We start from the raw sequence: 25,158 nt of genomic DNA on the forward strand, positions 1-25,158 counted from the left end.
CGCCGAGGGTTTTTTGGTATATGGATTGCATGACGAGGATGCGCAGACATGCTATACTATAGCTTGGAATTGGTATGTATACGTGAAATGGAGCGGTGAGCATATGTTAAGCAGTACCCGTATTGGGATGGGGTTATGCCTTCTCGTTGCGCTCGGTTCAGCCGCAGCGTTAATCGGATGGGATATCCTGCTGTTATGGCGTATAATCGCTGTCGCACTACTCATCATAAGCATAGGTACCGGAGTTAGAATCTTCGATCAAGAGAAGATGCGGCAGCAGCAGCGTCTAATTCAGGCCGCTTCCAGGCAAGCGGTGGACATCTTGAACCACCAACGTCATGATTGGATGAACGACCTGCAGTTGTTATATGGTTATGTGCGGTTGAACAAGTTAGACAAGCTCCCTCAATGTGTGGAGCAGATCAAGCTACGCATGGAGGAAGAGAGTCGGATCGCTAAGCTTGGGCATTCGGAGCTCATACTATTTCTGATGCAGCTGCGGCTATCAGGCAGCACGATGCCGACTGAAGTGCATATCCCTGAAGCGATCGAGCTTTCCAAGCTGAAGTTAAGCTTAAGCTCTGAAGAGCTGATGGATATGATTGCGAAAAGCGTAATGATATTTCGAACTGCACCGAAGCCTCAAGACAGCTATGACTGTTATGCACCGCTTAGGCTATCGTTGATCAGACAGGAAGATCAATTCATCATACGCTATGAATACGGTGGGAAACTGCTTCGGCCGGACGATGTGAAGTATCAATATGAACAAATGGCAACTGAACGCGGCGTGCGGCTGGAGCAGTTGTCGAACAAGGAACAGGATGCAAACGGTAATTTCCCTGCATTGCAGTGGATGTTGCCCTGCATGACTGAATGAGGTGACAGCATGTTTGTAGATAAAGCGAAGATATATGTTAAAGGCGGCGACGGAGGCGATGGTCTCGTTGCGTTTCGTCGTGAGAAATACGTCCCGAATGGCGGTCCTGCTGGCGGTGACGGGGGGAATGGCGGTGACGTCATCTTCCGAGTCGATGAGGGACTGAGAACACTCGTAGACTTTCGATATCAGAAGCACTTCAAGGCAGAGCGCGGGGTGAAAGGACGCAATAAGAGTCAGCACGGCGCGAATGCAGAGCATATGATCGTGCGTGTTCCACCTGGAACCGTTATCGTTGATGATGATACGAATGATGTTATTGCAGATCTAACTCGTCACGGCCAACAGGTTGTCATTGCGAAGGGCGGACGAGGCGGACGAGGCAATACTCGCTTCGCGACACCGACGAATCCGGCGCCTGAACTGGCGGAACACGGTCAAGAAGGACAAGAGCGTTGGATCGTGCTTGAGCTGAAGGTGATGGCGGATGTAGGACTGGTGGGGTTCCCAAGCGTTGGGAAATCAACGCTGTTGTCGGTCGTATCCAGCGCTCAGCCGAAGATCGGAGCATACCACTTCACAACGATCACGCCTAACTTGGGTGTGGTGGAAGTAGGAGACGGCAGAAGCTTCGTGATGGCGGATCTGCCAGGATTGATCGAAGGCGCTCATACCGGCGTTGGGCTCGGTCATGAGTTCCTGCGCCACGTCGAGCGGACACGAGTCATCATCCACGTCGTGGATATGGCGGGTACGGAAGGGCGCGATCCATTCGAGGACTGGCAGAAGATTAATGACGAGCTTAGACTGTACAATGCGAAGCTGGCTGAACGTCCGCAGATCGTTGCCGCGAACAAGATGGATATGCCGGAAGCGGCAGAATACTTGGAGAGCTTCCGCGAGCAATTAAAGGAAGTTCGCCCAGATATCGAGATTATGCCAATCTCGTCCTTAACGAAGAAGGGTGTGCAGGAGCTGCTGTATAAAGCGATGAGCACGCTGGAACAGCTCCCAGTGGCGCCAGAGGTTGAGGAAGTAGCTGAGGTGGAAGAACGGAAGATCTACCGTCTCGAGAAGAAGGAAGAGACGGAGTTCACGATTCGCCGGGAGAACGATATCTTCGTTGTAGAGAGCGTGGCGATCGAGAATATGCTGAAACGCATGCAGATGAATTCGCATGACGCGATCCTGCTCTTTGCGCGCACATTGCGCCGTATGGGTGTTGATGATGCATTGCGCAAGCGCGGAGCGAAGGACGGCACGATCATCCGAATTGCCGACTTTGAATTCGAATTCGTCGAAGGCAGCAGCTATTATTGATGAGATAAGCGTGCTGCAACGCAAAAACAGTAGCCCAGAGTATGTCCTTGGGCTACTGTTTTTTTACTTATGCAGCGGAACCAGGTGGCAGCATCGCTCTCGCTCTCGAGATGACGCCCTTAATTTCTTGCTCGAGCTTGATGACCGCTTCTTTATGCGTGACAATAGTGCGAACATGCGCGGCTAATGTGGAGAGCGACTTATTCAACAGCTTGACGTCCTTCAGCTTAATGGACTGATACACATTGTTCTTCATCGCGGACGTCAGCTTATTAAGCGCTGTGACGGAGCTTCGTTCACTTGAGATACGCGCTTCAAGCTTGTCGATTCCTGTCAGCGTGTCGCGGATTCGCTTCATGAGGCTCGCTGCCTGATCCTTGGCTGTCTTAAGCGAGGCTTCCTTCGACTTGATATCCTCGCGCGCGAGCTGAACCAGCAGCTTGACCTGTTCCGCCTGAAGGCTAAGGATCGCGGTCAAATCTTTATCCTTCAGCTTGCGGGCGGCTGCCAGCTGTTGGTTGATTAAGGTGTAGGAATTGAACAGCGGCTTGTAGCGCTCCTTCGTCTGCTGCAGCTTGGCATCAAGTGCAGCCAGCTTAGCGGCGTCGATCTGCATGATCTCCTTTCGTAGCTTGCTTTCCGCAGCATCATTCTCGCTGCTAAGCGACTTGATGCTCTGATCAAGCTGCGTGATCTGGCGCTGATAATCGAGCGCTTGCTGATAGAGTGCTTGCATGGACTTAGCCTGAGTGGGCTCTGCATCCTCCATAAGCTTGTCGAACGCTTTCTTCATCGTGGCTGACAGTTCGACTGATGCTGCCGCCGCACTAAGCGGAGCCAGCAGGAACATTACGCAAGCCATGAACATCATAATACTCCTCTTGATCATGAACGTACCTCCCTCATCGTCGCTACAACGACAAAAGCACCCGCAAGACAGGTCGATATCGACCATATCTTACGGGTGCTACCATCGTAAGCGAACCATATTTTAACTATCGTCCACAATATATCAAAGTGCTCATAACAAGTCAAGCTGGCAATGAACGCAAGTTGATAGAGACGATTATAAGTTTTGTTTATCATTTGGTATATTTACTAGTAAAATATTTTAATAATTAGGTATATCTTCTTCTTGTCGAGTGCCCAAAAATGCTATAATATGGAATTTATAAACATAAGAAACGGCATCCAAATAAGCGAACGAATTGGAGTTGTGCGTATTGGACACCCCAAACAAACCATTGTACGCCCTCATCATTGAACATATTCAACGTCAGATCGAAGAAGGCAAGTTTCTTCCACATGAACAGATTCCGACTGAGATGGAGCTGGCAGAGCAGTTTGGCGTCAGCCGCATTACGACCAAGCGCGCACTGGTAGAGCTTGAACGAAGCGGCTTGATCTACCGCAAACGCGGCAGCGGGAGCTATGTGAAAGAGCGTCAGCAATCCGAGCAACCATACATTCAGCGCTCGGCAGAGATGCTGCCCTCCAAGCGAATTATTTCGATCATCTTGCCTTATATGGTGGAGAACGGCCATGTTGGATACTTAAAGGGTATCTCCGATCTGTTGGAATCTAAGGGCTATTACCTCAGCCTTCATTCCAGCGATTGGGATGCGGAGAAAGAGAGGGAACTGCTTATCCGCCTTCCGAAGCATGGCTTTGACGGTATTATTCTGTATCCGTTAGGGTCTATGTATAATCTTGATATCGTTCATATGCACTACTTGAACGGGTACCCGCTGGTGACGATCGACCAATATTATAACGGCATCCCTTTGCCAAGCGTAGTCTCAGATAATCGCCAAGGCGGCTATCTCGCCGCTCAGCACTTAATCGAGCTGGGCCATCGTCGCATTGCTTATGTATCCAGCATTGGCATCGAATATCGCACCTCTGTGCGCGACCGCTACTTCGGCTATTGTCAGGCGCTTAAGGAACATAGCGTAAGGTTTGTCCCAGAGCTGGTCATCTGTGATTTCTACCGCCAACTGTCAAGCGATAACGAGATGAGCTTCTATCAGAATATGGCGAGAGCCTTGATTGTTAGTGGAGCAACTGCGGTCGTGACTGAGCATGACCAGCTGGCGCTGACGATGATGAGCGCGTGTCTGAAAGGTGGAATACGAATTCCTGAGCAGCTATCCTTTGTCGGATTTGATGATATCGATATGGCCTCCCACTATGAAATTCCTCTTTCGACTGTCACCCAGAATTATTATGAAATAGGCAAATGCGCGGCGCAGCTATTGATTAACCAGTTTAACGATCCGTCTACTACAAACCCTAACACGAACTTAGCTATGATTCCCGTTGAGATGAAGAGAAGGCTTTCTTCCGCGTCTATAGATAATGCTATTGGCGAACGGTGATAGTTTAATATCGATTTTGTCGAACGAAGCTGCCTAGGGTACATCTGAGATGAACTTTGGGCAGTTTTATGTAAAATGAACAGATTATTAGTCGAATATCCATTATTTACAATTGAAAAATGAGCAGTTATAATACATCGTGTAACCACTTTTTGGTATACCAAATTAGAAGTTTTGTCCATATGGCAGCACGATTCGTAGCAGGGACTCGGCAAAATGAATGATGCGGTTATATCATTTCACGAGTAGTGCTTCAAAAATGAATCGGATGGGGGATTTTTATGAAAGCGCTTAAGTTGATGCTTGTATCCTTCTTTTTTCTCGCCTCTTTGGTCGCTTGTGCTAGCGGTAACAATGCAAGTGAACCTCCTAAGAACACGGATACGCCTAAGACAACCACGCCTACACCGCCTGCTGAAGAGAAGAAGGACCCGCCTCCAGCTCAGCCCGACCCGAACGCAGCCAAGTTTGATCTGAAAGGCGAAAAGATCAAGATCGGCTTGTGGTGGGACGGCGCCGACCCGCGCAGTGTGCCAGAAGCGGACCGCGACATCGGTGTTGAGGAGCAGATTAAGCTCATCGATGCCGCTGAGAAGAAGTACAATACCACAATTGAGTTCGTGAAGTTCGCGGATTACGAAAAGTATGTAGAGAACTTTACGACGACATCGCTAGCTGGCGAACCATTCGCCGACATCGTTGTGCTTGAGTTGTTCTGGGCATTCCCGCAGCTTGTGAACAAAGGCTTTATCGCTCCGATTGATGAATGGCTCGACATGAAGGATCCGAAGTATAACAACTGGATGAAGACTGGCGGTTCTTTCAATGGCAAGCAATACGGCTTCTATGACTCCGCTCCGTCACCTTATGGCATGTTCTATAACAAGACGCTCGTTCAGGAGATGGGACTTGAAGATCCTTATGAATTGCAGCAAAAGGGAGAATGGACCTGGGATAAATTCCGTGAATTCACCAAGAAAGCAACAAAGGATACGAACGGCGACGGTCAAGTTGATGTATATGGATTTGCCGGCAGCTACGGCAAGATGAACGCTGTGACGGAGCAATTCATTTATACGAATAATGGCTCTGTGGATCGAGACGAGAAGGGTGAACTGAATTACTCACTGGGTAGCAAGAATGCGTTAGACGCTTTGCAGTTCGTGTCTGACCTCTACAATGTAGACAAATCCATTATGCAGCCAATACCGGAAGATGCTACGAAAGAGTTCATTTCCGGCAAGGGTGCCATATATGCAGGCTTCAGCTGGGAGCTCGGCGGCCTCATTGAGAAAATGCCAGACAAGACGCTTGGCTGGGTGTTTTTCCCGAAAGCGCCTAATGCAACTGACTATAAGTCCTATACTCCATTCGGCAATATGTACATGGTAGCAAAGCATTCCAAGCATGCGGAAGCAGCTATCCATATCTTTGATGAAATTAACCTCCACGAAAAGGGCCGCGAGATTTCGTTCCAAGCATGGGAAACTTCATATCCTACGAAAGAAATGCTTGATACACGCAAGCAGATGTATGACAAGATCGGCTATCTCGGCGGCTACTACGCGATCCCAGACTCCGGCAAGCTGTTTGAATCGGTTGTTACCGATATTACGACAGGCAAAGTGACTCCAGCAACGGCGATAGAAAAGGTAAAGCCACAGTTCGAAGCTAATCTTAAGAAGCTCCAGGAAGATACCAAGAAATAACATGCAATAGCTAACGATAGTAAGTGAAAGTAGTACACACTGATACTCCGTCCCTGTTCATTCAGTATCAAGACAGGGACGGAGCGGTATGTGAGGGGGGAGTCCATGCGGCAGCGATACCGTAGAGCGATATCCGTACTGGTGATTACGGTTGTGGTAGTCTCCGGGGCTTTCCTGTTGATGGGTGGAAGTAGTGCCTCATCAGGAATAGATTACCCCATTGATAGCTCGAGATTAATGCAGATCACCAACGCAGCGAAGAAGGGCGGTTATCAGTCGTATATTCAGCAGTATAAGAGTATGACGCTTCCTGATAAGGAAGTGATTATTCAGGCGGATAGCTATGACCATGCTGCTGGAATGCCGGAACCTAGGCTGGAGCGGCCAAAAGGTTCAGTGGATCATGCTATCATCACTGGGGCAGAAGGGTCAATATCATGGAGCTTTCAGGTCCCGGAATCGGGCTTATATCATATCGAGATGAATGTGATGCCTATGAAGGGCAAGGATTCAGATATTGAGCGCGAGCTGCAGATTGACGGTATGGTGCCTTTCGCAGAAGCGAGAAGCATCATGTTTCAGCGAATATGGATGAATGAACAAGTGCAAGTGGAGCGAGATGCGAATGGCAATGATCTGACACCGCGGCAAATAGAGCATCAAGTATGGCAAAAGGTGCTGCTGGAAGATGCAACGGGATATGAGCCGAAGCCGTTCCTTTTTTATTTTAGCGAGGGTACTCATACGCTTAGCCTTACTTCTGTGAGGGAGCCAATGGCTATTGCTGGTATCAAGCTCTATAATCCGCAAGCAGCGCCGACCTATGAGGAGTTGGCGAACCTATACAAGGAAGAAGGCATGAAGCCGACAAGCGGCGTGTTCATCAAGGTGCAGGGTGAAGATGCGCGATACAAATCATCCCCGACCCTGCTGCCTGCCAATCATCGCGCGAGCCCTGCGGTTGAGCCGTATCATGTGTCCAAGCTGCGCAACAATATCATGGGCGCGTATGCGTGGCGAATTCCGGGACAGTGGCTCGAATGGGAAGTCGATGTGCCTGAATCAGGACTATATACGTTATCTTTCAAGCATTTGCAAAATTACTTACCGGGTATGTCCTCACTGCGAACACTCACCATAGACGGAGAGTTGCCGTATCAAGAGGCGGACCGAATTGGGTTTCCTTATAGTACGGAATGGCAGATGAAGACGGTTGGTGGAAGTGATGGTGAGCCGTATTTGCTTCCATTGTCACAAGGCAAGCATACGATTCGGCTGGAAGTAACCTTAGGTGAGCTTGCGCCAATCATTCGTGCGGTGGAATCAAGCATTCTAGAGCTGAACGGGATGTACCGGAAGATCATCAGCTTTACAGGAACTGTGCCAGATACATTCCGCGATTATCAATTGGAAACGCGCATTCCTGAGATGGCGGAGACCTTCGCTGAACAGTACAAGCTGCTCACTGAAATTGCGCAGATGATTGAAGGGCCAAGCGGAAGCAAGGATCGAACGGCGATCCTGAATACACTTGCCTATCAGCTTAAAGACATGGCGGAGCGACCTGAAACAGTTCCTTCACGAGTAGAGAGCTTCAAGTCCAATGTGGGTGCACTTGGTGCATGGCTCCCATCGATGAATGAACAGCCTCTAGTCATTGATTATCTGGTTCTCGCATCGCCGGATGTCACGCTTCCTGAGGCGGAAGCCTCTAGGTTGGAGCAAGGGTGGGCAGGGGCACAATCGTTTGGAGCATCCTTTATTGAAAACTACGATCAATTCGGCACAACTGGAGAAGCTCAGCAAAAGGTAATAGATGTGTGGTTGACTTCAGCTCGCGACCAAGCGCTAATCCTGAAGCGGCTTATTGATGACCGCTTTACAAGCGAGACAGGAATACAGGTGCGGCTTAAGTTGGTGCCTTCTAACGTACTGCTGCCGTCAACGTTCTCAGGCAAGGGTCCTGACGTCGCGATTCAAGTCGGCAATGATCTTCCGGTTAATTATGCGAGTCGCAACGCAATGCTGGATTTGTCACAATTCCCGGACTTTGAGGAAGTCACGAAGCGGTTCCTGCCAAGCGCGATCGTTCCATTTGAATTCAACGGCAAAGTCTATGCGCTGCCTGAGACACAGACATTTCCAGTCATGTTCTATCGCAAGGATATTCTGATTGATGAGCTCAAGCTGGGAGTGCCGGAGACTTGGGATGAGCTGAAAGCTCTCATTCCGAAGCTGCAGAGGCAGCACCTGCAGATTAGTTTGCCTGAACGGACGCTGAATGCCCTAGGCAACGAATCTGCGAATACGGATATCGTCAGCATTGCTCCTAATCCTGCTTATACGATGCTCTTATACCAGAATGGGGGCAGCTATTATCAGGATGAAGGGTTAATGAGCGGTCTGGAGTCGGAAATAGCTATCCAGATGTTTAAGAGTTGGACGGATATGTACATCAACTATAAGCTGCCTATCAGAGCGGACTTCGGCAATCGATTCCGCACGGGCGAAATGCCGATTGGGATTGAAGATTACACCTTATTCAACAAGTTGAATGTATTCGCTCCAGAGCTGAAAGGCTTGTGGGATTTCGCGCCAGTGCCGGGTGTTCGTCAACCTGACGGGACTATCCGACGCGAAACAGGCAGCGGAGGTACCGCGGCGATGATCTTCAACTCGACGTCAGATCAAGCGTCTGCATGGGAATTTATCAAGTGGTGGACGAGTAAAGACGCGCAGCTGCAGTTTGGACGGGAGATGGAGATTCGCATGGGCGCCGCAGCGCGGTATCCGACAGCGAATCAGGAAGCCTTCGCCGAGCTGCCATGGCAGTCTAGTGAATTGAAGAAGCTGCAAAGTCAGATGCAGTGGGTGAAAGGAGTTCCTGAAGTACCAGGAGGGTACTTTACAGGCCGGCATCTGGATAATGCATTTCGCAGAGTAGTGGTGCAGGGGGAAGATGCCAGAGAGTCCCTTGACTACTACGTCCGCTATATTAATGAAGAAATAACGCTAAAACGCAAAGAATTCAATCTTCCCTATAAGGAATGAGGGGATCATTCATGAATGCTAGTCCAGAATCGGAGCTTGCGCCTGAAGCGGGTATCCGAACGAAGCAAGGAATCACAGCGGGATGGCTCCGCAGGATGAAGAATGCGTTGAAGCGCGAATGGAAGAATAATCGCCAGGCATATGTGCTAATGGCGCCGTACTTCATAATTTTCGGTACGTTTACGGTGCTTCCGGTCGTTATATCGCTCGTGCTTAGCTTTACCTACTTTAATATGCTGGAGGCTCCCAGATGGGTAGGATGGTACAATTATGCGCGATTGTTTGCCCAAGACGATGTATTCCTCATCGCCTTAAAGAACACGCTGCTGTTCGCAGCCATTACCGGTCCGTTGAGCTACATGGCTTGCTTCTTCTTTGCCTGGTTGATCAATGGTCTGCCTCCTAAGCTGCGGGCTGTGCTGACGCTTATCCTGTACGCCCCGTCAATTGCGGGCAACACCTATCTGATCTGGAATCTGCTGTTCAGTAGCGATTCCTATGGCTTTATCAACTCCTTTTTGATGAAATATGGAGCTATTCTTGAGCCGATTCAATGGTTGCAGGATCCGCGATACATGCTTGCTATTCTCATTCTTGTTCAACTATGGCTCAGCTTAGGAACTTCATTTCTGGCCTTTATCGCGGGATTGCAAAATGTAGACCCCTCCTTATATGAAGCAGGAGCGATCGACGGAATTCGCAATCGCTGGCAGGAGCTATGGTTTATCACTCTGCCCGCTATGCGCCCGCAGCTGATGTTCGGCGCTGTCATTCAGATTACGAACGCCTTTACCGTAGCGGAAATCTCGATCTATCTGATTGGATTCCCAAGTGTAGATTATGCGGCGCATACGATTGTGACGCATCTGATCGACTACGGTATGATCCGCTATGAGATGGGCTACGCCTCTGCAATTGCGACGGTGCTGTTCACATTAATGCTGACGACCAACTTGATCACGCAGAAGATGCTGCGCAAAGTAGGTGAATAACGCAAATGAAGATATGGAGGCTGCGCAGTAAACGAGAGAATCGCTCATGGCTTGCTGACCTTCTATTGATGATGTTCCTTGGGGCAATTGCCACATTTATGGCGGCGCCGCTCGTGTTTACGATCAGCAATGCTTTTAAACCATTGGATGAGATTCTCATATTTCCGCCCAAGTTTTTTGTGCGCAATCCGACGCTTGATAATTTTAGGATGCTTGGGAGTTTGTTTTCCGATTCATGGATTCCGTTCTCAAGGTACTTATTCAACACGTTCTTTATTGCGATCTTAGGTACGGTTGGACATGTGCTGATCGCGTCTGCGGCTGCATATCCGCTTGCCAAGGTGCGGTTTAGAGGCAGGAAGCTGCTGTTTAGTATTGTCGTTATGGCCTTGATGTTTACGCCCTATGTAACGCAAGTGCCGAACTATATGACGATGACATTCCTAGGCTTGGTTGATACACAATGGGCTGTTATTGTGCCTGCATTCGGAATGGCGCTAGGGCTGTATCTTATGAAGCAATTTATGGAGCAGATTCCAGACGCGCTCATTGAAGCGGCGAAGGTAGATGGAGCGAGCGAATACCGCATCTTCTGGCAGATCGTGATGCCGATCGTGAGGCCGGCTTGGCTGACGCTGATCATATTCTCACTTCAGGGTCTATGGTCGGGAAATGTAGCAGGGACTCGATACATCTATAGCGAGCAATTAAAGACGGTTGATGCTGTCTTCGGCCAGATCGCGAACGGCGGTATTGCCCGAACCGGAGCTGTTGCTGCCGTTACCTTATTAATGATGCTCGTCCCGATTACGGTATTCATCATAACGCAAAGCAATGTCATCAAGACGATGTCGACGTCGGGACTGAAGGAATAACAGGGAGGCATCGAGATGATAATCAAGAAAGCCATTGCCTTGTGCTGCGCGTTCTTCATCGGCCTCGCGACGGCATCAGCCGCTTATGCCGATCCTGATGAAAGTTATACGTATTCTTACTGGGGGGAACCTGTACCGGCTCCAGCTCCGTATACAGCTGCAAGCATACGGTATGGGAATGATCTCCTTGTGGGTGATCTGAACGTGCCGCAGGATCTGTTCGTCAGTCCGCAAGGCCAAGTCGTGATCGCGGATACCGGCAACAATCGAATCATTATTGCGGATGAACAGTGGAAAGTTCAGCGCGTGATTGAGTCGTTTGATCATGATGGTCAGACGGATGTCTTTAATCAACCTGAAGGTGTGTTCGTTGATTCCGTAGGTCAGCTGTATGTAGCGGATACGAACAATCGCCGCATCGTCCAGCTGAACGCCGATGGGCAATTTGTGAAGGCGATTGAAGCTCCGGATTCAAGTCTGATCCGTGCAGGTTTCGACTATACGCCGATCAAGGTGGCTGCGGATGCTGAAGGACAGGTATACGTGATCAGCAGAGGTTCCTATGAAGGGGTCATGGAGTTTAATGCGGATGGAATGTTTGAAGGCTTTATTGGAACGAACCGCGTAAGGTTCGATCCTATTGATCTATTGTGGAAGCGCATATCCACGAAAGAACAGCGTGATCAGATGCAGCAGTTCATACCGCTCGAATTTAACAACATCGATCTTGATTCGGAAGGCTTCCTGTTTACGACTACTTCGGAAGAAACATCAGATAAGCCGATTAAGCGGTTGAATCCTTCGGGTGTAGACATCTTGCGCAGCAAAGGGTATTCCGTTCCCAAGGGAGATCTGTCGGTCTCGCAGACGAGCTCTGCGCCTGGCAGCTCGATCTTCGTAGACGTCGCCTCCGATAAAGGGGGCATCTACCATGCACTGGATTCGAAGCGGGGGCGAATATTCTCGTATGACAAGGATGGCAATCTGCTGTATGTTTCCGGCGGACGCGGAAGCCAACAAGGAAAGTTCCGCACGCCTATTGCTGTGGCGATGAAGGATGATCGTATGCTCGTATTGGATAAGGATCTAGCGCGAATAACGGAGCTGGCTCCTACCGAGTACGGCCGTGCGATACGAGGCGCTGTGCAGCACATGTACGAAGGCCGAGTGGATGAAGCTACGCTTGATTGGCAGAGAGTATTAGCCATGAACAGCAACTTCGATGTCGCCTATATCGGCATCGGCAAGACACTGATGAAGAAGGGCGATAATGAAGCCGCGATGAAATACTTCAAGCTGGGCAATCATCGGGAGAACTACTCCGAAGCGTTCAAGCGATATCGCAAAGAGATTGTCATCGATCATTTCGGTACGATTGTGCTCATGGTCATGCTGGGCGCAGCAGCATGCGTGACGGCTATTCGCATGAGCCGGCAGCAAATCGCGGTTAGACATTATGACAATGTGGGAATCGCCCGCAATCCCTTCTATACGATGATCCATCCGTTCAACGGTTTCTGGGAGATGAAGTACGAACAGAAGGGTCGCCTATCTATCGCATTTCTCTTATTGGCGCTGCTGACGATATTCACGATCATTAAACAGCAGTTCAGCGGCTTTGTCGTGAATTATAACCAGTCTTCCGAGCTGAACAGTCTGGAAGAGCTGATGTATATCGTACTTCCGTTTCTGCTGTGGTGCGTTGCGAATTGGTCGTTGACTACACTGATGGACGGCGAAGGCAAGTTCAAGGATATCCTGATGGCAACAGGGTATGCGATGCTGCCGCTCGTTATCATCTTCCTGCCTCAGACGCTAATCAGTACGTTGATGACCAACGGAGAGAGTCCCTTCTATTACTTGCTGGATGTTATTGCTTATGGTTGGTCGCTCTGGCTGCTGTTCGTCGGGACCATGACCGTTCATCAATACAGCCCGGGGAAGACGGTTGCAACGATGCTGCTCACGCTTATCGTTATCGGCATTATCCTGTTTATCGGTATATTGTTCTTCAGTATGATGCAGCAAATGATTAACTTTGCTATATCCATCTACCACGAACTATCGTTCCGATTGTGAGGTGTTAACGTGATATTACGATCGAATAGGATTAAGCGGGTCGTCAGCCTCATGGTGATCGCAATCTCTCTTCTCCTCATCGTGTTCCTATGGAGCGATATCAAGCAGGCTGCAGGATCTTTGTCATCGACTACACAAGTAAACACAGTTCCGAAGTCAGCTTCCGTAAGGGAAGTGCTGAAAGTGAATGATTCCTTGCTCCCTGATGCTGTGAAGCGAGAAGAGTTGAAACCGCGGGACAATACGGCTGAGGAGCTGCAATCGCTCGGGAAAATGGAGAAGGTGCTGGAGAATGAGAAATTAGCGCTGTATATCAACCGAGAAACGGCGGAAACGGCTGTAACGATTAAGGAGCAGAAGTATACCTGGTTCTCCAATCCTCAGGGCAGAGAGCAGGATGCGTTGGCGTCCCCGCTCTATAAGTCAGAGCTGTCATCTCAGATCATCCTATCCTATTACAATGATAAGGGTCAGCTGAATCGAATGAACAGCTACACGGAGAGTACGGCGAAGAAGCAGTTTGTCATCGATGCTTCTGCTGAACAGCTGAAGATCACGTATACGTTTGGCGAAGCTCCTAAAGGAGATGACTCCATTCCGAAGGTGATTAGCAAGGAGCGTATGGAGGCAGCAATTCTCAGCAAGATTGCCGATTCAGCAGAGCGTGAGCGCTTTGCGGCGCGCTATAAGCTGGATGAAGCGGCACAGGTGTATCGAGTGCGGAAGCTGCAGGATTATGTGATGGTGGAAATGAGAGAGCTGCTGCAAACCATCGGCTATACAGCCGAGGATGCAAGAAGCGATGAAGGGATTGAACAAGGCGAGGCGGCAGCGGAGAAGGAGCGTGTCCAGTTTACGGTGCCGCTCATCTATCGCTTGGACGGCGAGCAGCTGACGGTGTCGGTTCCGCTTGCGGAACTGTCCTATACAGAAGCCTATCCCGCGGCATATATTGACGTGCTGCCGCACTTCGGTGCGGCTGGGCTCGATTCAAAGGGCTACATGCTCGTGCCCGACGGCTCTGGCGCTCTCATTCATCTGAATAATCGCAAATGGAATGCCGAGCCCTATGTCATATCGATATACGGCGAGGATGATGCCTTTAACGTGAAAGAGAAGTGGCAGCAGAACGAGAAGGCGAGGCTGCCTATATTCGGCTTGATGGCGGATCAGAGAGCTTGGATCGGCATGATCGAGCAGGGAGATGCGCTGGCCAGCGTAATGGCGGATATAAGCGGCCGCAACCATAATTATAACAGCGCAGCTTCACGGTTTCGTATTGTGGCGATGGACTACTATACGTTGACATCTGGAACGAAATCGAGCTCAGTGCCGATGTTTGAAGAGAATCCGTATCGAGGTGATCTTGCTATACGTTACGGATTCACGACAGGTGATCGCGCGAATTATGTTGGCATGGGCGAAGTGTACAGGTCATTCCTAGAAGATAAGAAAGGAATGCGCCTGCTGGAGAAGGCGGAAGCGCCTTTCATGCTGGAGCTCAAGGGAGCCATACCGATTCAGCGATCGTTACTAGGCATTCCGTATGAGTCAGATACTGCGCTTACTTCATTTTCAGAGGCGGAACAGATTGTTGGCTTGCTGCAGGATAACGGGATCAGCAGGATCGATCTGCGTTATGTAGGTTGGTTTAATGGAGGAATTCGTCATAAATCGCCTGATTCCATCCGGATTGATTCTGTGTTGGGCGGAGCGAGCGGATTCAGGCAGTTGATAGATTACAGCAGCAAGGGGGTTACTTTATATCCCGATACAGCCTTGATGCAGCAGTACTATCGATCCCGAGATGCCGCATTCTTCTTAACTCAGGATAAAGCGCGAATCTATAAATATGATTCGGTGATGAAGCAGCAGGATGATGCGGAGCGGGACTATCTGCTCTTAACGCCAAGTAGGCTTATGAATACTACCTCTGCCTTTCTGGATGAATATAAGGAATGGAATACGGGAGCTCTATCGCTCCGTGACCTCGGCGAGATGGTGTACTCAGACTTTGATCCGTCACAAGCTGTCTCTAGACAGGAGGCGCTTCTTCAAGCGACAACTGCTGCGGAGGAACTTCATAAGCAGGTGCCTAAGCTGATGTTCAATGGAGGCAATGCTTATAGTCTGCCATATGCAGCCGCGATTGTTAACGCTCCTGAGCGCAGCAGCCGTATGAACCTGACGGATGAAGATGTTCCCCTGTATCAGATTGTGCTGCATGGATATGTGGATCTGGCTGGTACGCCGTTCAATCAAGGCGGCGCGGACCATGATCGTTCAGCACTGCTGCGGGCCGCCGAAACAGGTATGAACGTGTTCGTAGACTGGTTCTATGCCGACGCGGCGACTGTTAAGGAGACGGATTATGACCAATACATGTCGAATCATTATCAGATCTGGTTCGAACAGGCCGTTTCCCAATATAAGGAGCTGTACGAATTAAGCACTTTAACACGCGAGCAGCCGATTACAGGGCATCGCAAGCTGGCAGAGGGTGTGACCTGGACTCAGTATGCGAACGGGATAACGGTAGTCGTTAATTACAACGACTCCGCCGTACAGATTGATAACATAACTATTGAGGGGCTCAGCTTCGCAATCGGAACAGGCGGTGAAACGAGATGAAGAGAATGATGTCGTTGAGTCAGCGAAAGGCCTGGTGGGGAGTTTTGTTCGCGCTGCCGCTAATCATCGGGCTGATCATGCTCTTTATCCTGCCGCTTATCCAATCCTTCAGATACAGCTTGAGCAGTCTGGAGCTAGTAGAAGGAGGCTTCGAGCTCATACCTGAAGGGTTTGACAACTACCGCAGCTTATTGGTATCGAATCCGGATTATGTGCGCCAATTAACGGAGTCGGTCGTGAATATGATCATTAATGTTCCGATCATCATTATTTTCAGCTTGTTTGCCGCAGTGCTGCTTAATCAAAAGTTTAGAGGCCGCGCCTTCGCGCGCGCGGTATTCTTCCTGCCTGTTATATTGGCATCCAGCGCTATCGCTGGTATGGACATCAGTTCCTTCGTCGGCGGCTCAATCTCTGGGAGTAATGCTGGAGAGAGCGGAACGATATTGGAGAGCTTTGAATTGAAGAAAATGATGCTCGAAGCGGGGATGGGGCAAATATTTGTCGATTATTTAACGGGTGCTGTGGATCGCATCTATGAGATTATCAGCTCATCTGGCGTGCAGATGCTGATCTTCCTAGCTGGCCTGCAGTCGATCTCGCCTTCTCTGTATGAAGCGTCCAAGATAGAAGGCGCTACAGGATACGAGACGTTCTGGAAAGTCACCTTTCCGATGATGACGCCGCTCATCTTGACGAATATGGTCTACTCGATCATCGATTCATTCAGCGGGGATAAGATCAATAAGCTCGTCTCGGAAACCGCATTCAAGGTGTTTGACTTCGGATTGAGTGCAGCGATGGCGTGGATATACTTTATAGTAGTCGCTGTATTGCTCTCCGTAGCTGCGGGAATTCTGTCGCGAAAAGTGTTCTATTACGACTAAGGAGGCGGATTGCTGTGAGAACCTCGCTGTCAGATCGAGCGGATGCCATCGTTATTCGCTTCAATCCAGTAGAGAAAGGGAAGAAGTGGGTATGGGTATGGCTGAGAGGCTTGCTCGTCGCGGGCTTCTGCTTCATCATCTTATTCCCGCTCTTTCTTCGTTTGTCCGTAGCATTTCGTGACCGTGCCGATATCTATGATCCGACTGTGCTGTGGATTCCCCGAAATTTCACTTGGGATAATCTTCGCATCGCGATTGAGACGACCGACTACTTCGGCGCCATGCTCAATACGATATTGATATCTGGCGGAACGACAGTCATTCAGCTTATGTCCTGCGCATTGGGGGCGTATGCCTTTGCAAGATTGAAATTCAGAGGGAGCGGGCTCTTGTTCGCAGTCGTTATTTTTACGATCATCGTACCGCCGCAAACGATTATGATTCCATTGTACTTGACGTATCGGTACTTCGATCTGTTCGGATTAGTGCCGCTGCTGACCGGTAAAGCAAACTTTAACTTAATCGACACCTTCTGGCCGTTTATCATTTCATCCTCAACGGCGATGGGCTTGAAGAATGGATTGTACATCTATATATTCAGGCAGTTCTTTCGCGGGATACCGAAGGAATTAGAGGAAGCATCGCTTGTGGATGGAGCGGGAGTGCCGCGCACGTTTCTGCGCATTATGCTGCCCAACGCCGTCCCGGCCATTGTGACAGTTGCGCTGTTCTCGTTTGTCTGGCAGTGGAATGATAGTTATTATGTAGGATTGTTCTTAAATGACGTTAAGGTACTCGCGACTCAGCTTATGAATATGGGCATCGGACTGAAGGAGCCTGATCCTGTGTATCAGTCGATGTTACTGAATACAGGGGTGCTGCTCATGACCGCGCCATTAATTATAATGTACCTGTTTGTGCAAAGGTACTTTGTAGAAAGTGTGGAGCGAACGGGTATCGTGGGCTGAGTATGGAGCAAGCTGCGTGATAGCAGTATGAAAATAGTTTTGATGCGAGAGGCTGTTCCTCAAGAGGTCATTCGATCTTAGGGGCTAGTCTCTCTTTTGTTTTCGATCTGGTGAATATTTCTTTTTTTGTACGATCGCAATGCTTGTTCACTTTTTCATGTATAATGGACTCAACTTTACCTTCAACCTATTGCACAATCTCACATGATTCGCTATAATGTCCTTCTAGAGGAAACAAAAGTATTCTTACGGAGGACGAAACATGACCGATCGATATTACTTAGTCAGAGAAGACATCCTGCCAGAAGCGGTAGTGAAGACCGTTAGAGCTAAGCAGCTGCTTGCAGCAGGTGAGGTTAAGACGGTACATGAAGCTGCGGAGCGTGTGGACTTGAGCCGGAGCGCATTTTATAAATATAAGGATGGAATCTTCCCTCTGAATCAATTGGAGCGGGAGAGAATTGTAACGATATCGCTTGACTTGGATCACCGATCCGGCATTCTATCGAAAGTGCTCGGGTCTGTTGCTAACTTTGAAGGGAACGTATTGACTATACATCAGACGATTCCGCTTCAAGGAATTGCAAACGTCGTGCTGTCAGTGGAAACTTCGCTTATAGCCGAGCCGTTTGGACGGATGCTGGATATGTTAAGAGATATTCCAGGCGTTAAGCGCGTCAATGTAATAGGTCAAGGCTGACATATATGGGCATAAGATAAGGGAGGAATAGGGATGAAACCGATTAATGTGGGGTTATTGGGTTTGGGGACTGTGGGAACTGGTGTGGTACGTATAGTTGAAGGACATCAAGAGGACTTGAGCAGTCAAGTCGGTTCTCCTATTCATATTCGCAAAGTGCTCGTTAAAGATGCGCATAAGCAGCGCAATCTTCCAATAGATCAGGATCTGATGACTGAGGATGCTTGGGAAGTCATTAATGATCCAGAAATCGATATTATTATTGAAGTGATGGGCGGTATCGATCCGACCAAGGAATACATGCTGGCGGCACTCGAGCAGGGCAAGCATATCGTGACAGCGAACAAGGATCTGATGGCTCTGCACGGTCAAGAAATAATGGCTAAAGCGCATGCCAACAACTGCGACGTGCTCTTTGAAGCGAGTGTGGCCGGAGGCATTCCGATCATTCGCACGCTGACTGAAGGCTTCTCTTCGGATCGGATCACGAAGATTATGGGGATTGTGAACGGTACAACGAATTACATCTTGACGAAAATGAGCAAGGAAGGCGCAGCTTACGAAGATGTGCTGAAGGAAGCGCAGGAACTCGGCTACGCTGAAGCGGATCCGACTTCTGATGTAGAGGGGCTGGATGCCGCTCGCAAGATGACGATTCTAGCTACACTAGGCTTCCATACGAACGTGAGCCTTGAAGATGTAGATGTCCGCGGTATCTCTTGTGTAAAGAAAGAAGATATCCTATATGCCAAGCGTCTTGGCTATGAAATGAAGCTTCTCGGTATCGCAGAACGTCAGGATGATCAGATCAGCGTCGTCGTTCAGCCTACCATGGTGAGTACTTCTCATCCGCTTGCCTCTGTTAACGGGGTATTCAATGCAGTATATGTATACGGCGAGGCAGTCGGCGAGACGATGTTCTACGGTCCTGGCGCAGGGGAAATGCCGACGGCAACATCTGTTGTAGCGGACCTGGTAGCTGTTATCAAAAATATGCGTCTTGGCGTAAACGGCAAACAAGCGCATCAAGCCTATAATGAGAAGAAGCTTAAGACGGAAGAGAATATCACTTCTAAGAACTTTATATTGCTGCATGTACATGATAAAGCGGGAGTGTTGGCGCAGATTACACAGGCATTTGCGAAGTACAATGTCAGCTTGGAGTCTGTAGTTCAACAGCCGAATCCATACAATCCTGACGCGGAGATCGTCATCGTTACTCATCATGCAAGCCAAGCGAATATGAATCGAGTACTTGATTACTTTGAGAGCCTCGAAGTAATCAAGATGATTAAGAGCGTTTATCGCGTAGAAGGATAAAGAGCACGGCCGATTTGGTCCGGAAGGAGAAACCACGATGAGATACATGGGATTACTCGAAACATACCGTTCTTATTTACCAATAACTGAAGCTACGCCGAAGCTTACACTGCATGAAGGCAATACGCCTCTTATCCGCGCAGAGCGGATCTCTGCTGAGCTCGGCTTGAATGTATACTTGAAGTACGAGGGGTTAAATCCGACCGGTTCCTTCAAGGATCGGGGAATGGTCATGGCAGTTGCCAAAGCGATGGAAGAGGGCAGCCAGACGATCATGTGCGCTTCAACTGGCAATACTTCGGCAGCGGCAGCCGCATATGCAGCGCGCGGCGGATTGAACTGCATCGTCCTCATTCCGAACAATAACATCGCGCTTGGCAAGCTGGCTCAAGCGATGATCTACGGTGCAAAGGTGATCGCGATCGAGGGTAACTTTGACCGCGCGCTTGAGATTGTGCGCGAGATTACGGCGAAGCATCCGATCACATTAGTGAACTCTGTTAACCCTTATCGAATCGAAGGTCAGAAGACGGCTGCATTCGAAGTGTGCGACCAACTTGGAGATGCGCCGGACGTGCTGGCGATTCCTGTCGGCAATGCCGGAAACATCACTGCCTACTGGAAAGGATTCAAGGAGTTCCACGAAGCGGGCAAGTCGAAGAAATTGCCGAAGATGATTGGCTTCGAAGCGGAAGGTGCTATGGCGATTGTGAAAGGCGAGCCGATTCTGGAGCCGGAGACGATCGCAACAGCGATTCGTATCGGCAATCCGGCAAGCTGGAAGACCGCGGTTGAAGCGGCAGACCAATCTGGCGGTCAGATCAACTATGTGACGGACGAGCAGATACTTGCTGCTTATCAGATGCTTGCTTCCCAAGAAGGCGTATTCTGTGAGCCTGCATCGGCCGCATCGTTGGCAGGTGTAATGAAGCTGCATGGTGAAGGTTACTTCGCAGGCGGTGAATCTGTTGTCTGCGTACTGACAGGCAACGGTCTGAAAGATCCGAATGTTGCGCTTAAAACAGCGGGAATCGAGCCCGTTGTCGTTGAAGATAACGAAGAGGCTGTTATGGAGGCCATTCGTCAATTAGAGGGTGGACAATAATGTTGCGGCAGGAAGGCGTGCTGGTGAAAGTGCCGGCCAGCACAGCCAATCTAGGACCAGGCTTTGACACCATAGGAATGGCACTATCCCAGTATATATGGGTTGCGATGAAGCCTGCATCCAAGACGATTGTGCGACTATATGGAACGGAACTGTCCGGTATTCCAACGGATGAGACGAATCTGATCGTGAAGGTAGCTCAACGGGTGTTTGCGGAAGCGGGAGTGCCTGCCGTTCCGTTGGAAGTCGATATGTACAGTGAAATTCCGTTAACGCGAGGGCTCGGCAGCAGCGCGTCCGCTATTGTAGGAGCATTGGTTGCCGCGAATGGGCTATTGGGCAAGCCATTCTCGGATCAACAGTTGTTCGACATGGCCACAGCGATTGAGAAGCATCCTGATAATGTGGGGGCTTCTCTGCTTGGAGGTATTGTCGTTGCATCATGGGATGGAAGCAAAGCTCATTATGTCCGGCTTGAGCCATGCGCTGAGCTAGGGACGGTAGTAGCGATTCCGCGCTTCCAATTGGAGACGAAGCAAGCGCGAAGCGTGCTTCCTAAGCAATACAAGCTATCCGATGTTGTCCATAATGTAAGCCGCTCATCCTTGCTCGTCGCGGCCTTATGCACGGGACAATTCGGCTTGCTGCATGAAGCGATGAAGGACTGTGTGCACCAGCCATATCGTGCGCCGCTCATTCCTGGAATGAGCAATCTGCTTGCTGAAGCGAATCAGCATGGCGCTTTGGGAGCGGCATTGAGCGGTGCTGGCCCAACATTGCTTGCCTTGATCGATAAGAGCAAGCCATCGGCTGAATTGATCGAATTCATGCAGCGAACATTGGCTGATCATGGTGTTGAAGCGGATGTATACGAATTAAATCCTTGTATGGAGGGCGCTGTGTATATCGAAGGAGAGGACATTTCTTCAGTTATTCCTTCTATGTCGGAGAGTGCTCGATAAACATAAACTAAAGGGTTATGAAGTCTTATTGTATGAAGATGACTAAGACATAAAGGAGCTTCACTTCTCATGGCGCGTATTGCTTTGCTTCCAGAAGGATCCGTATCGCATGAAGCGGCTGTGCACTTGCTTGGAGAAGAGCATGAATATGTGCACAGCAAGCTGATATCGGATGTATTTATATCTACGGTTAATGGTTTAACCGATTACAGTGTTATTCCGATTGAGAATACAATTGAAGGCTCTGTCAACTTGCATATGGATTGGATCGTGCACGAGGTGGATCTGCCGTTCCGAGCGGAATGGGTCTATCCATCGATTCAGAATCTGGTCGGCCGCCGCGATGAATTGGAGGGTGACTGGTCCCGTGTGACGAAGGTGCTGTCGCATCCGGTGGCAATGGCGCAGTGTACGCAGTTTCTGCGAACACATCTGCCCCATGCTGAGCAGGAGCATGTCAGCAGCACGTCAGAAGCGATTCGAATTGTGAAGAACAATCCAGACAAAGGCTGGGTTGCCATCGGCACGATCTTAGGCGCCAAGACACACCAGCTGGATGTTCTCGAATCAGCTGTTACGGATCATAATAACAACTTTACACGCTTCGTGCTGATAGGCAAGGAGCCGATTGCAGCGGCACCTTCAGCGACGATGAAGACGACCATTCTGGTGACGCTGCCGGAAGACTTTCCGGGTGCGCTGCATCAAGTGCTGTCCGCATTTTCATGGAGACGCATCAACTTGTCGCGGATTGAGTCGCGTCCGACGAAGCTTAAGCTTGGAAGCTATTATTTTTACATGGATATCGAAATGTCGCTCGACTCCGTACTGCTGCCATCCGCTCTTGAAGAGATCGAAGCACTCGGTTGTCAGGTGCGTGTATTGGGCTCTTACCCAAGCTATTCCAGCGACAATTGGGTACAAGGGAGACCGCACCAGCTCAAGTTATAGGGTGAGAATGGTGATTGCCGTTAACGGTTATTAGCACTACAGAGTTGATCGAATATAAAGGGACTGTTCTTTAGGGATGTTTTCCTAGGGGCCAGTCCCTTTGTTATTTTGCTCATTAACACTGACGCTGTATTCAGATCGAATATGTGTTTAGGTGCTGTGAGAGCACTTTTTTTGTACATAGGGATGTCAAATGCCCAGTTGCTGCATACGATGTAGTATTGATTGGGCGGGCGAATGTCCTGCCACGAGGAGGAAGCCGGATATTCACTATATCCGGGAGTTCGTTTGAAAAGCTGTCATTATTGGATGGAATAAACGGCATTCACGACGAATGCTTAGGAGGTAACAACACGTGAAAATTCATATTGTCAAAAAAGGAGACACCCTCTACTCTTTATCGAAAAAATATGGTGTCTCATTAGACCAGCTTATCGCTATGAATCCACAATTGAAGGATCCTAATCAGTTGTCTGTCGGCATGAAGATTAAAGTGCCTTCTTCTACTTACCCGACGGGCGGTTACGAAATCATCCATAAGCATGTCGTCAAAGAAGGCGATACGTTATGGAAGCTGTCCAGGGCTTGGGGCGTGCCATTGAATGTTATGATCGCGGCGAATCCTCAATTGAAAAATCCTAACGTGCTGCTGGTCGGGCAGGTCATCAACATTCCGAAGCTAGGAAGCCAGAAGGTGGAAGAGGAAGTAGTTGAACAGTCCTTCGCGGAGAATATTAAGAAGAAGTTGACTGCACCGAAGCCGAAAGCGGAAATGAAACCACCAAAAACTGAGATCATTCAGCAAGCGGAAGAAGCTAAGCCCGAAATGAAACCTGAGATGAAGCCAGAGATGAAACCAGAGATGAATCCAGAGATGAAACCAGAGATGAAACCCGAAATGAAACCTGAAATGAAGCCGGAAATGAAGCCCGAAATGAAACCTGGGATGAAGCCAGAAATGAAACCCGAGATGAAGCATGAGATGAAACCCGAAATGAAACCCCAGATGAAGCCTGAAATGATGATGGAATATAAACCAGCTGCCCCAATCGCCCCTGCACAGTTTAATCAACCTTCCGCTTTAAATGCTGAATTTATGCCATTTCAATCTGCTGCTCCAAATCTCCCTGTACATCCAGCACCTAAAATGAATATGCCAGTTATGCCGACTGCACCATCTGCTCCCGCACCATTATCCAAGGCAGTAACACCTTTCGCACAAACAGCGGTTCCTAATATGACGGCAATGTCTGAGGCTCAACCTCTTCCTGGTAAAGGTGCTGGCGGCAATGAGAGCAAAGAGGCTGCCGCATTTCCAATGAATAATCTCGTTCCGTGCGACGGATATTCGATGAATATGCTGATGGGGCAGGGCTATTCACAGATGATGCCATCAATGCAATACCCTGTGCACGGAACTGGGATGTACGGTTATGGCTATATGAAGGGAAAGCCTTGCAAGCATGGGCATGGGGTGTATCTAGGCAATTGTCCTCCAGGTACTGTTCCTATAGGGAATTGGAGCGTGATGCCTGCAAACACCATGTATGCGCAATATAATCCCTACAACGCACCAGTCGTTCCTGCGCCGCCTTTGATCCAACCATCTTCCACTGGTTATACACCGAGTGCGGGATATGACAATTCAAACTTTCCTTATCCATATGAAAATATGCATTCAGCATCAAACAGCGGATATAGTGCAATGGGCAATGTCAAAGGGATGAGCTATTCGCCAATGTCAACCCCGATTGTTTCGAATCAACCGAAAGACAATGGAGTTAATATGATCACACCGCGAGAACATGGGATCTATAGTATGGATCTCTTGGATGGTTCTCAAGTAAGTAAACTGCAGCAAACAGATGCTGACGCGGCACCAACTTCGGCGGAAACGAAGAGAGAACAGTCAAAGAAGGGCTTTAAGACAGGCAAGAAGAAGGCGAAGGTGCGCAGTCATACTGCGTCTCGATTGAATCGGAGCAGTACGCCTTGGATTAATAGATAAATGATACGCAACAGGAACCGATCAACCATAATGATCAATTGTTATTGTGGTTGATATTTCCTGTTGCTAGAATAGGACATGCCGTGATATATTATAAATCCGGTCGCGAGATAGCGAGTCGGACACAGGATGAAACGATGAATGTCAGCTTGAACAGCTTCAAGAAAGTTTGAAAAAAATGTTGACAATCTTCAACTGAATGTGATAACATTAATTCCTGTTGCTAAGTGAATGGTTTGAAGCACTGAAGCGACAGAGAATCAATATTGTTCTTTGAAAACTGAACAACGAGCGAATGTTAGAAAATAACGAGTTAAACTCGTCAGCAATACAAATGAGCAA

General features: G+C 49.1%; 18 protein-coding genes. 17 read left to right on the forward strand and 1 reads right to left on the reverse strand.

Translation table 11 applies throughout. From position 1 onward, the window contains the following. The first annotated feature begins 103 nt into the window (after positions 1–103). Together AC3WTP_RS07445 and obgE are read left to right on the forward strand one after the other, a co-directional pair. On the forward strand, positions 104–880 hold the full coding sequence (locus AC3WTP_RS07445; RefSeq protein WP_492393942.1) for a Spo0B domain-containing protein: 777 nt from the start codon (positions 104–106) through the stop codon (positions 878–880). Between the two features lie 9 nt (positions 881–889). Further along, positions 890–2,200, forward strand: a complete 1,311-nt coding sequence (gene obgE / locus AC3WTP_RS07450; RefSeq protein WP_492393943.1) for a GTPase ObgE — start codon at positions 890–892, stop codon at positions 2,198–2,200. 67 nt (positions 2,201–2,267) lie between these two features. On the opposite strand, the gene AC3WTP_RS07455 is transcribed toward obgE, so the two are convergent. Continuing rightward, a complete protein-coding gene (locus AC3WTP_RS07455) occupies positions 2,268–3,089 on the reverse strand; it encodes a hypothetical protein (protein ID WP_492393944.1) in 822 nt (273 codons plus the stop codon). Positions 3,090–3,423: 334 nt separating this feature from the next. Here AC3WTP_RS07455 and AC3WTP_RS07460 point away from each other — a divergent pair, with 334 nt between their 5' ends. The 15 genes from AC3WTP_RS07460 to AC3WTP_RS07530 all read left to right on the forward strand — a co-directional run bounded on the left by AC3WTP_RS07460 (position 3,424) and on the right by AC3WTP_RS07530 (position 24,816). Further along, positions 3,424–4,578, forward strand: coding sequence for a GntR family transcriptional regulator (locus AC3WTP_RS07460; protein ID WP_492393945.1), 1,155 nt, complete (start codon positions 3,424–3,426; stop codon positions 4,576–4,578). 281 nt (positions 4,579–4,859) lie between these two features. After that, positions 4,860–6,287, forward strand: coding sequence for an ABC transporter substrate-binding protein (locus AC3WTP_RS07465; protein ID WP_492393946.1), 1,428 nt, complete (start codon positions 4,860–4,862; stop codon positions 6,285–6,287). 105 nt (positions 6,288–6,392) lie between these two features. Continuing rightward, positions 6,393–9,338, forward strand: coding sequence for an extracellular solute-binding protein (locus tag AC3WTP_RS07470; RefSeq protein ID WP_492393947.1), 2,946 nt, complete (start codon positions 6,393–6,395; stop codon positions 9,336–9,338). Positions 9,339–9,433: 95 nt separating this feature from the next. Then, on the forward strand, positions 9,434–10,330 hold the full coding sequence (locus AC3WTP_RS07475) for a carbohydrate ABC transporter permease (RefSeq protein WP_492393984.1): 897 nt from the start codon (positions 9,434–9,436) through the stop codon (positions 10,328–10,330). A gap of 5 nt (positions 10,331–10,335) precedes the next feature. Further along, entirely contained in the window at positions 10,336–11,205 is an 870-nt protein-coding gene (locus AC3WTP_RS07480; RefSeq protein WP_492393948.1) for a carbohydrate ABC transporter permease, read from the forward strand. 15 nt (positions 11,206–11,220) lie between these two features. Further along, positions 11,221–13,284 (forward strand): YIP1 family protein, encoded by a 2,064-nt coding sequence (locus AC3WTP_RS07485; protein WP_492393949.1) that lies wholly within the window; start codon positions 11,221–11,223, stop codon positions 13,282–13,284. 9 nt (positions 13,285–13,293) lie between these two features. Then, entirely contained in the window at positions 13,294–15,915 is a 2,622-nt protein-coding gene (locus tag AC3WTP_RS07490) for a DUF5696 domain-containing protein (RefSeq protein ID WP_492393950.1), read from the forward strand. Then, positions 15,912–16,802: a carbohydrate ABC transporter permease gene (locus AC3WTP_RS07495; RefSeq protein ID WP_492393951.1), complete on the forward strand. Its 891-nt coding sequence runs from the start codon at positions 15,912–15,914 to the stop codon at positions 16,800–16,802. Before AC3WTP_RS07490 ends, AC3WTP_RS07495 begins: the two co-directional genes overlap by 4 nt. Before the next feature lie 14 nt (positions 16,803–16,816). Then, entirely contained in the window at positions 16,817–17,770 is a 954-nt protein-coding gene (locus AC3WTP_RS07500) for a carbohydrate ABC transporter permease (RefSeq protein ID WP_492393952.1), read from the forward strand. Positions 17,771–18,032: 262 nt separating this feature from the next. Continuing rightward, complete coding sequence (locus AC3WTP_RS07505; RefSeq protein WP_492393953.1) at positions 18,033–18,470, forward strand: ACT domain-containing protein; 438 nt, start codon at positions 18,033–18,035, stop codon at positions 18,468–18,470. A gap of 33 nt (positions 18,471–18,503) precedes the next feature. Continuing rightward, a complete protein-coding gene (locus AC3WTP_RS07510; RefSeq protein ID WP_492393954.1) occupies positions 18,504–19,790 on the forward strand; it encodes a homoserine dehydrogenase in 1,287 nt (428 codons plus the stop codon). 37 nt (positions 19,791–19,827) lie between these two features. After that, complete coding sequence (gene thrC / locus AC3WTP_RS07515; RefSeq protein ID WP_492393955.1) at positions 19,828–20,895, forward strand: threonine synthase; 1,068 nt, start codon at positions 19,828–19,830, stop codon at positions 20,893–20,895. Continuing rightward, complete coding sequence (thrB, locus tag AC3WTP_RS07520) at positions 20,895–21,857, forward strand: homoserine kinase (RefSeq protein ID WP_492393956.1); 963 nt, start codon at positions 20,895–20,897, stop codon at positions 21,855–21,857. Before thrC ends, thrB begins: the two co-directional genes overlap by 1 nt. 69 nt (positions 21,858–21,926) lie before the next feature. Further along, the gene (pheA, locus tag AC3WTP_RS07525; protein WP_492393957.1) at positions 21,927–22,808 is read left to right on the forward strand and encodes a prephenate dehydratase; all 882 of its coding nucleotides are present in this window, start codon (positions 21,927–21,929) and stop codon (positions 22,806–22,808) included. 355 nt (positions 22,809–23,163) lie between these two features. Further along, positions 23,164–24,816 carry a LysM peptidoglycan-binding domain-containing protein gene (locus AC3WTP_RS07530; RefSeq protein ID WP_492393958.1) on the forward strand — a complete coding sequence of 551 codons (1,653 nt, stop codon included), beginning with the start codon at positions 23,164–23,166 and terminating at the stop codon, positions 24,814–24,816. The last annotated feature ends 342 nt before the right edge of the window (positions 24,817–25,158 follow it).

The sequence above is a fragment of the Paenibacillus sp. EB106-04-04-XG159 genome (genome assembly GCF_058791835.1).

Bases quoted from the DNA above. Each gene is read 5' to 3' on its own strand.
- AC3WTP_RS07470 (WP_492393947.1), top strand. From the start codon at position 6,393: ATGCGGCAGCGATACCGTAGAGCGATATCCGTACTGGTGATTACGGTT.
- AC3WTP_RS07455 (WP_492393944.1), bottom strand. From the start codon at position 3,089: ATGATCAAGAGGAGTATTATGATGTTCATGGCTTGCGTAATGTTCCTG.
- AC3WTP_RS07445 (WP_492393942.1), top strand. From the start codon at position 104: ATGTTAAGCAGTACCCGTATTGGGATGGGGTTATGCCTTCTCGTTGCG.
- thrB (WP_492393956.1), top strand. From the start codon at position 20,895: ATGTTGCGGCAGGAAGGCGTGCTGGTGAAAGTGCCGGCCAGCACAGCC.
- obgE (WP_492393943.1), top strand. From the start codon at position 890: ATGTTTGTAGATAAAGCGAAGATATATGTTAAAGGCGGCGACGGAGGC.
- thrC (WP_492393955.1), top strand. From the start codon at position 19,828: ATGAGATACATGGGATTACTCGAAACATACCGTTCTTATTTACCAATA.
- AC3WTP_RS07485 (WP_492393949.1), top strand. From the start codon at position 11,221: ATGATAATCAAGAAAGCCATTGCCTTGTGCTGCGCGTTCTTCATCGGC.
- AC3WTP_RS07510 (WP_492393954.1), top strand. From the start codon at position 18,504: ATGAAACCGATTAATGTGGGGTTATTGGGTTTGGGGACTGTGGGAACT.
- AC3WTP_RS07480 (WP_492393948.1), top strand. From the start codon at position 10,336: ATGAAGATATGGAGGCTGCGCAGTAAACGAGAGAATCGCTCATGGCTT.
- AC3WTP_RS07505 (WP_492393953.1), top strand. From the start codon at position 18,033: ATGACCGATCGATATTACTTAGTCAGAGAAGACATCCTGCCAGAAGCG.
- AC3WTP_RS07465 (WP_492393946.1), top strand. From the start codon at position 4,860: ATGAAAGCGCTTAAGTTGATGCTTGTATCCTTCTTTTTTCTCGCCTCT.
- AC3WTP_RS07495 (WP_492393951.1), top strand. From the start codon at position 15,912: ATGAAGAGAATGATGTCGTTGAGTCAGCGAAAGGCCTGGTGGGGAGTT.
- pheA (WP_492393957.1), top strand. From the start codon at position 21,927: ATGGCGCGTATTGCTTTGCTTCCAGAAGGATCCGTATCGCATGAAGCG.
- AC3WTP_RS07475 (WP_492393984.1), top strand. From the start codon at position 9,434: ATGAAGAATGCGTTGAAGCGCGAATGGAAGAATAATCGCCAGGCATAT.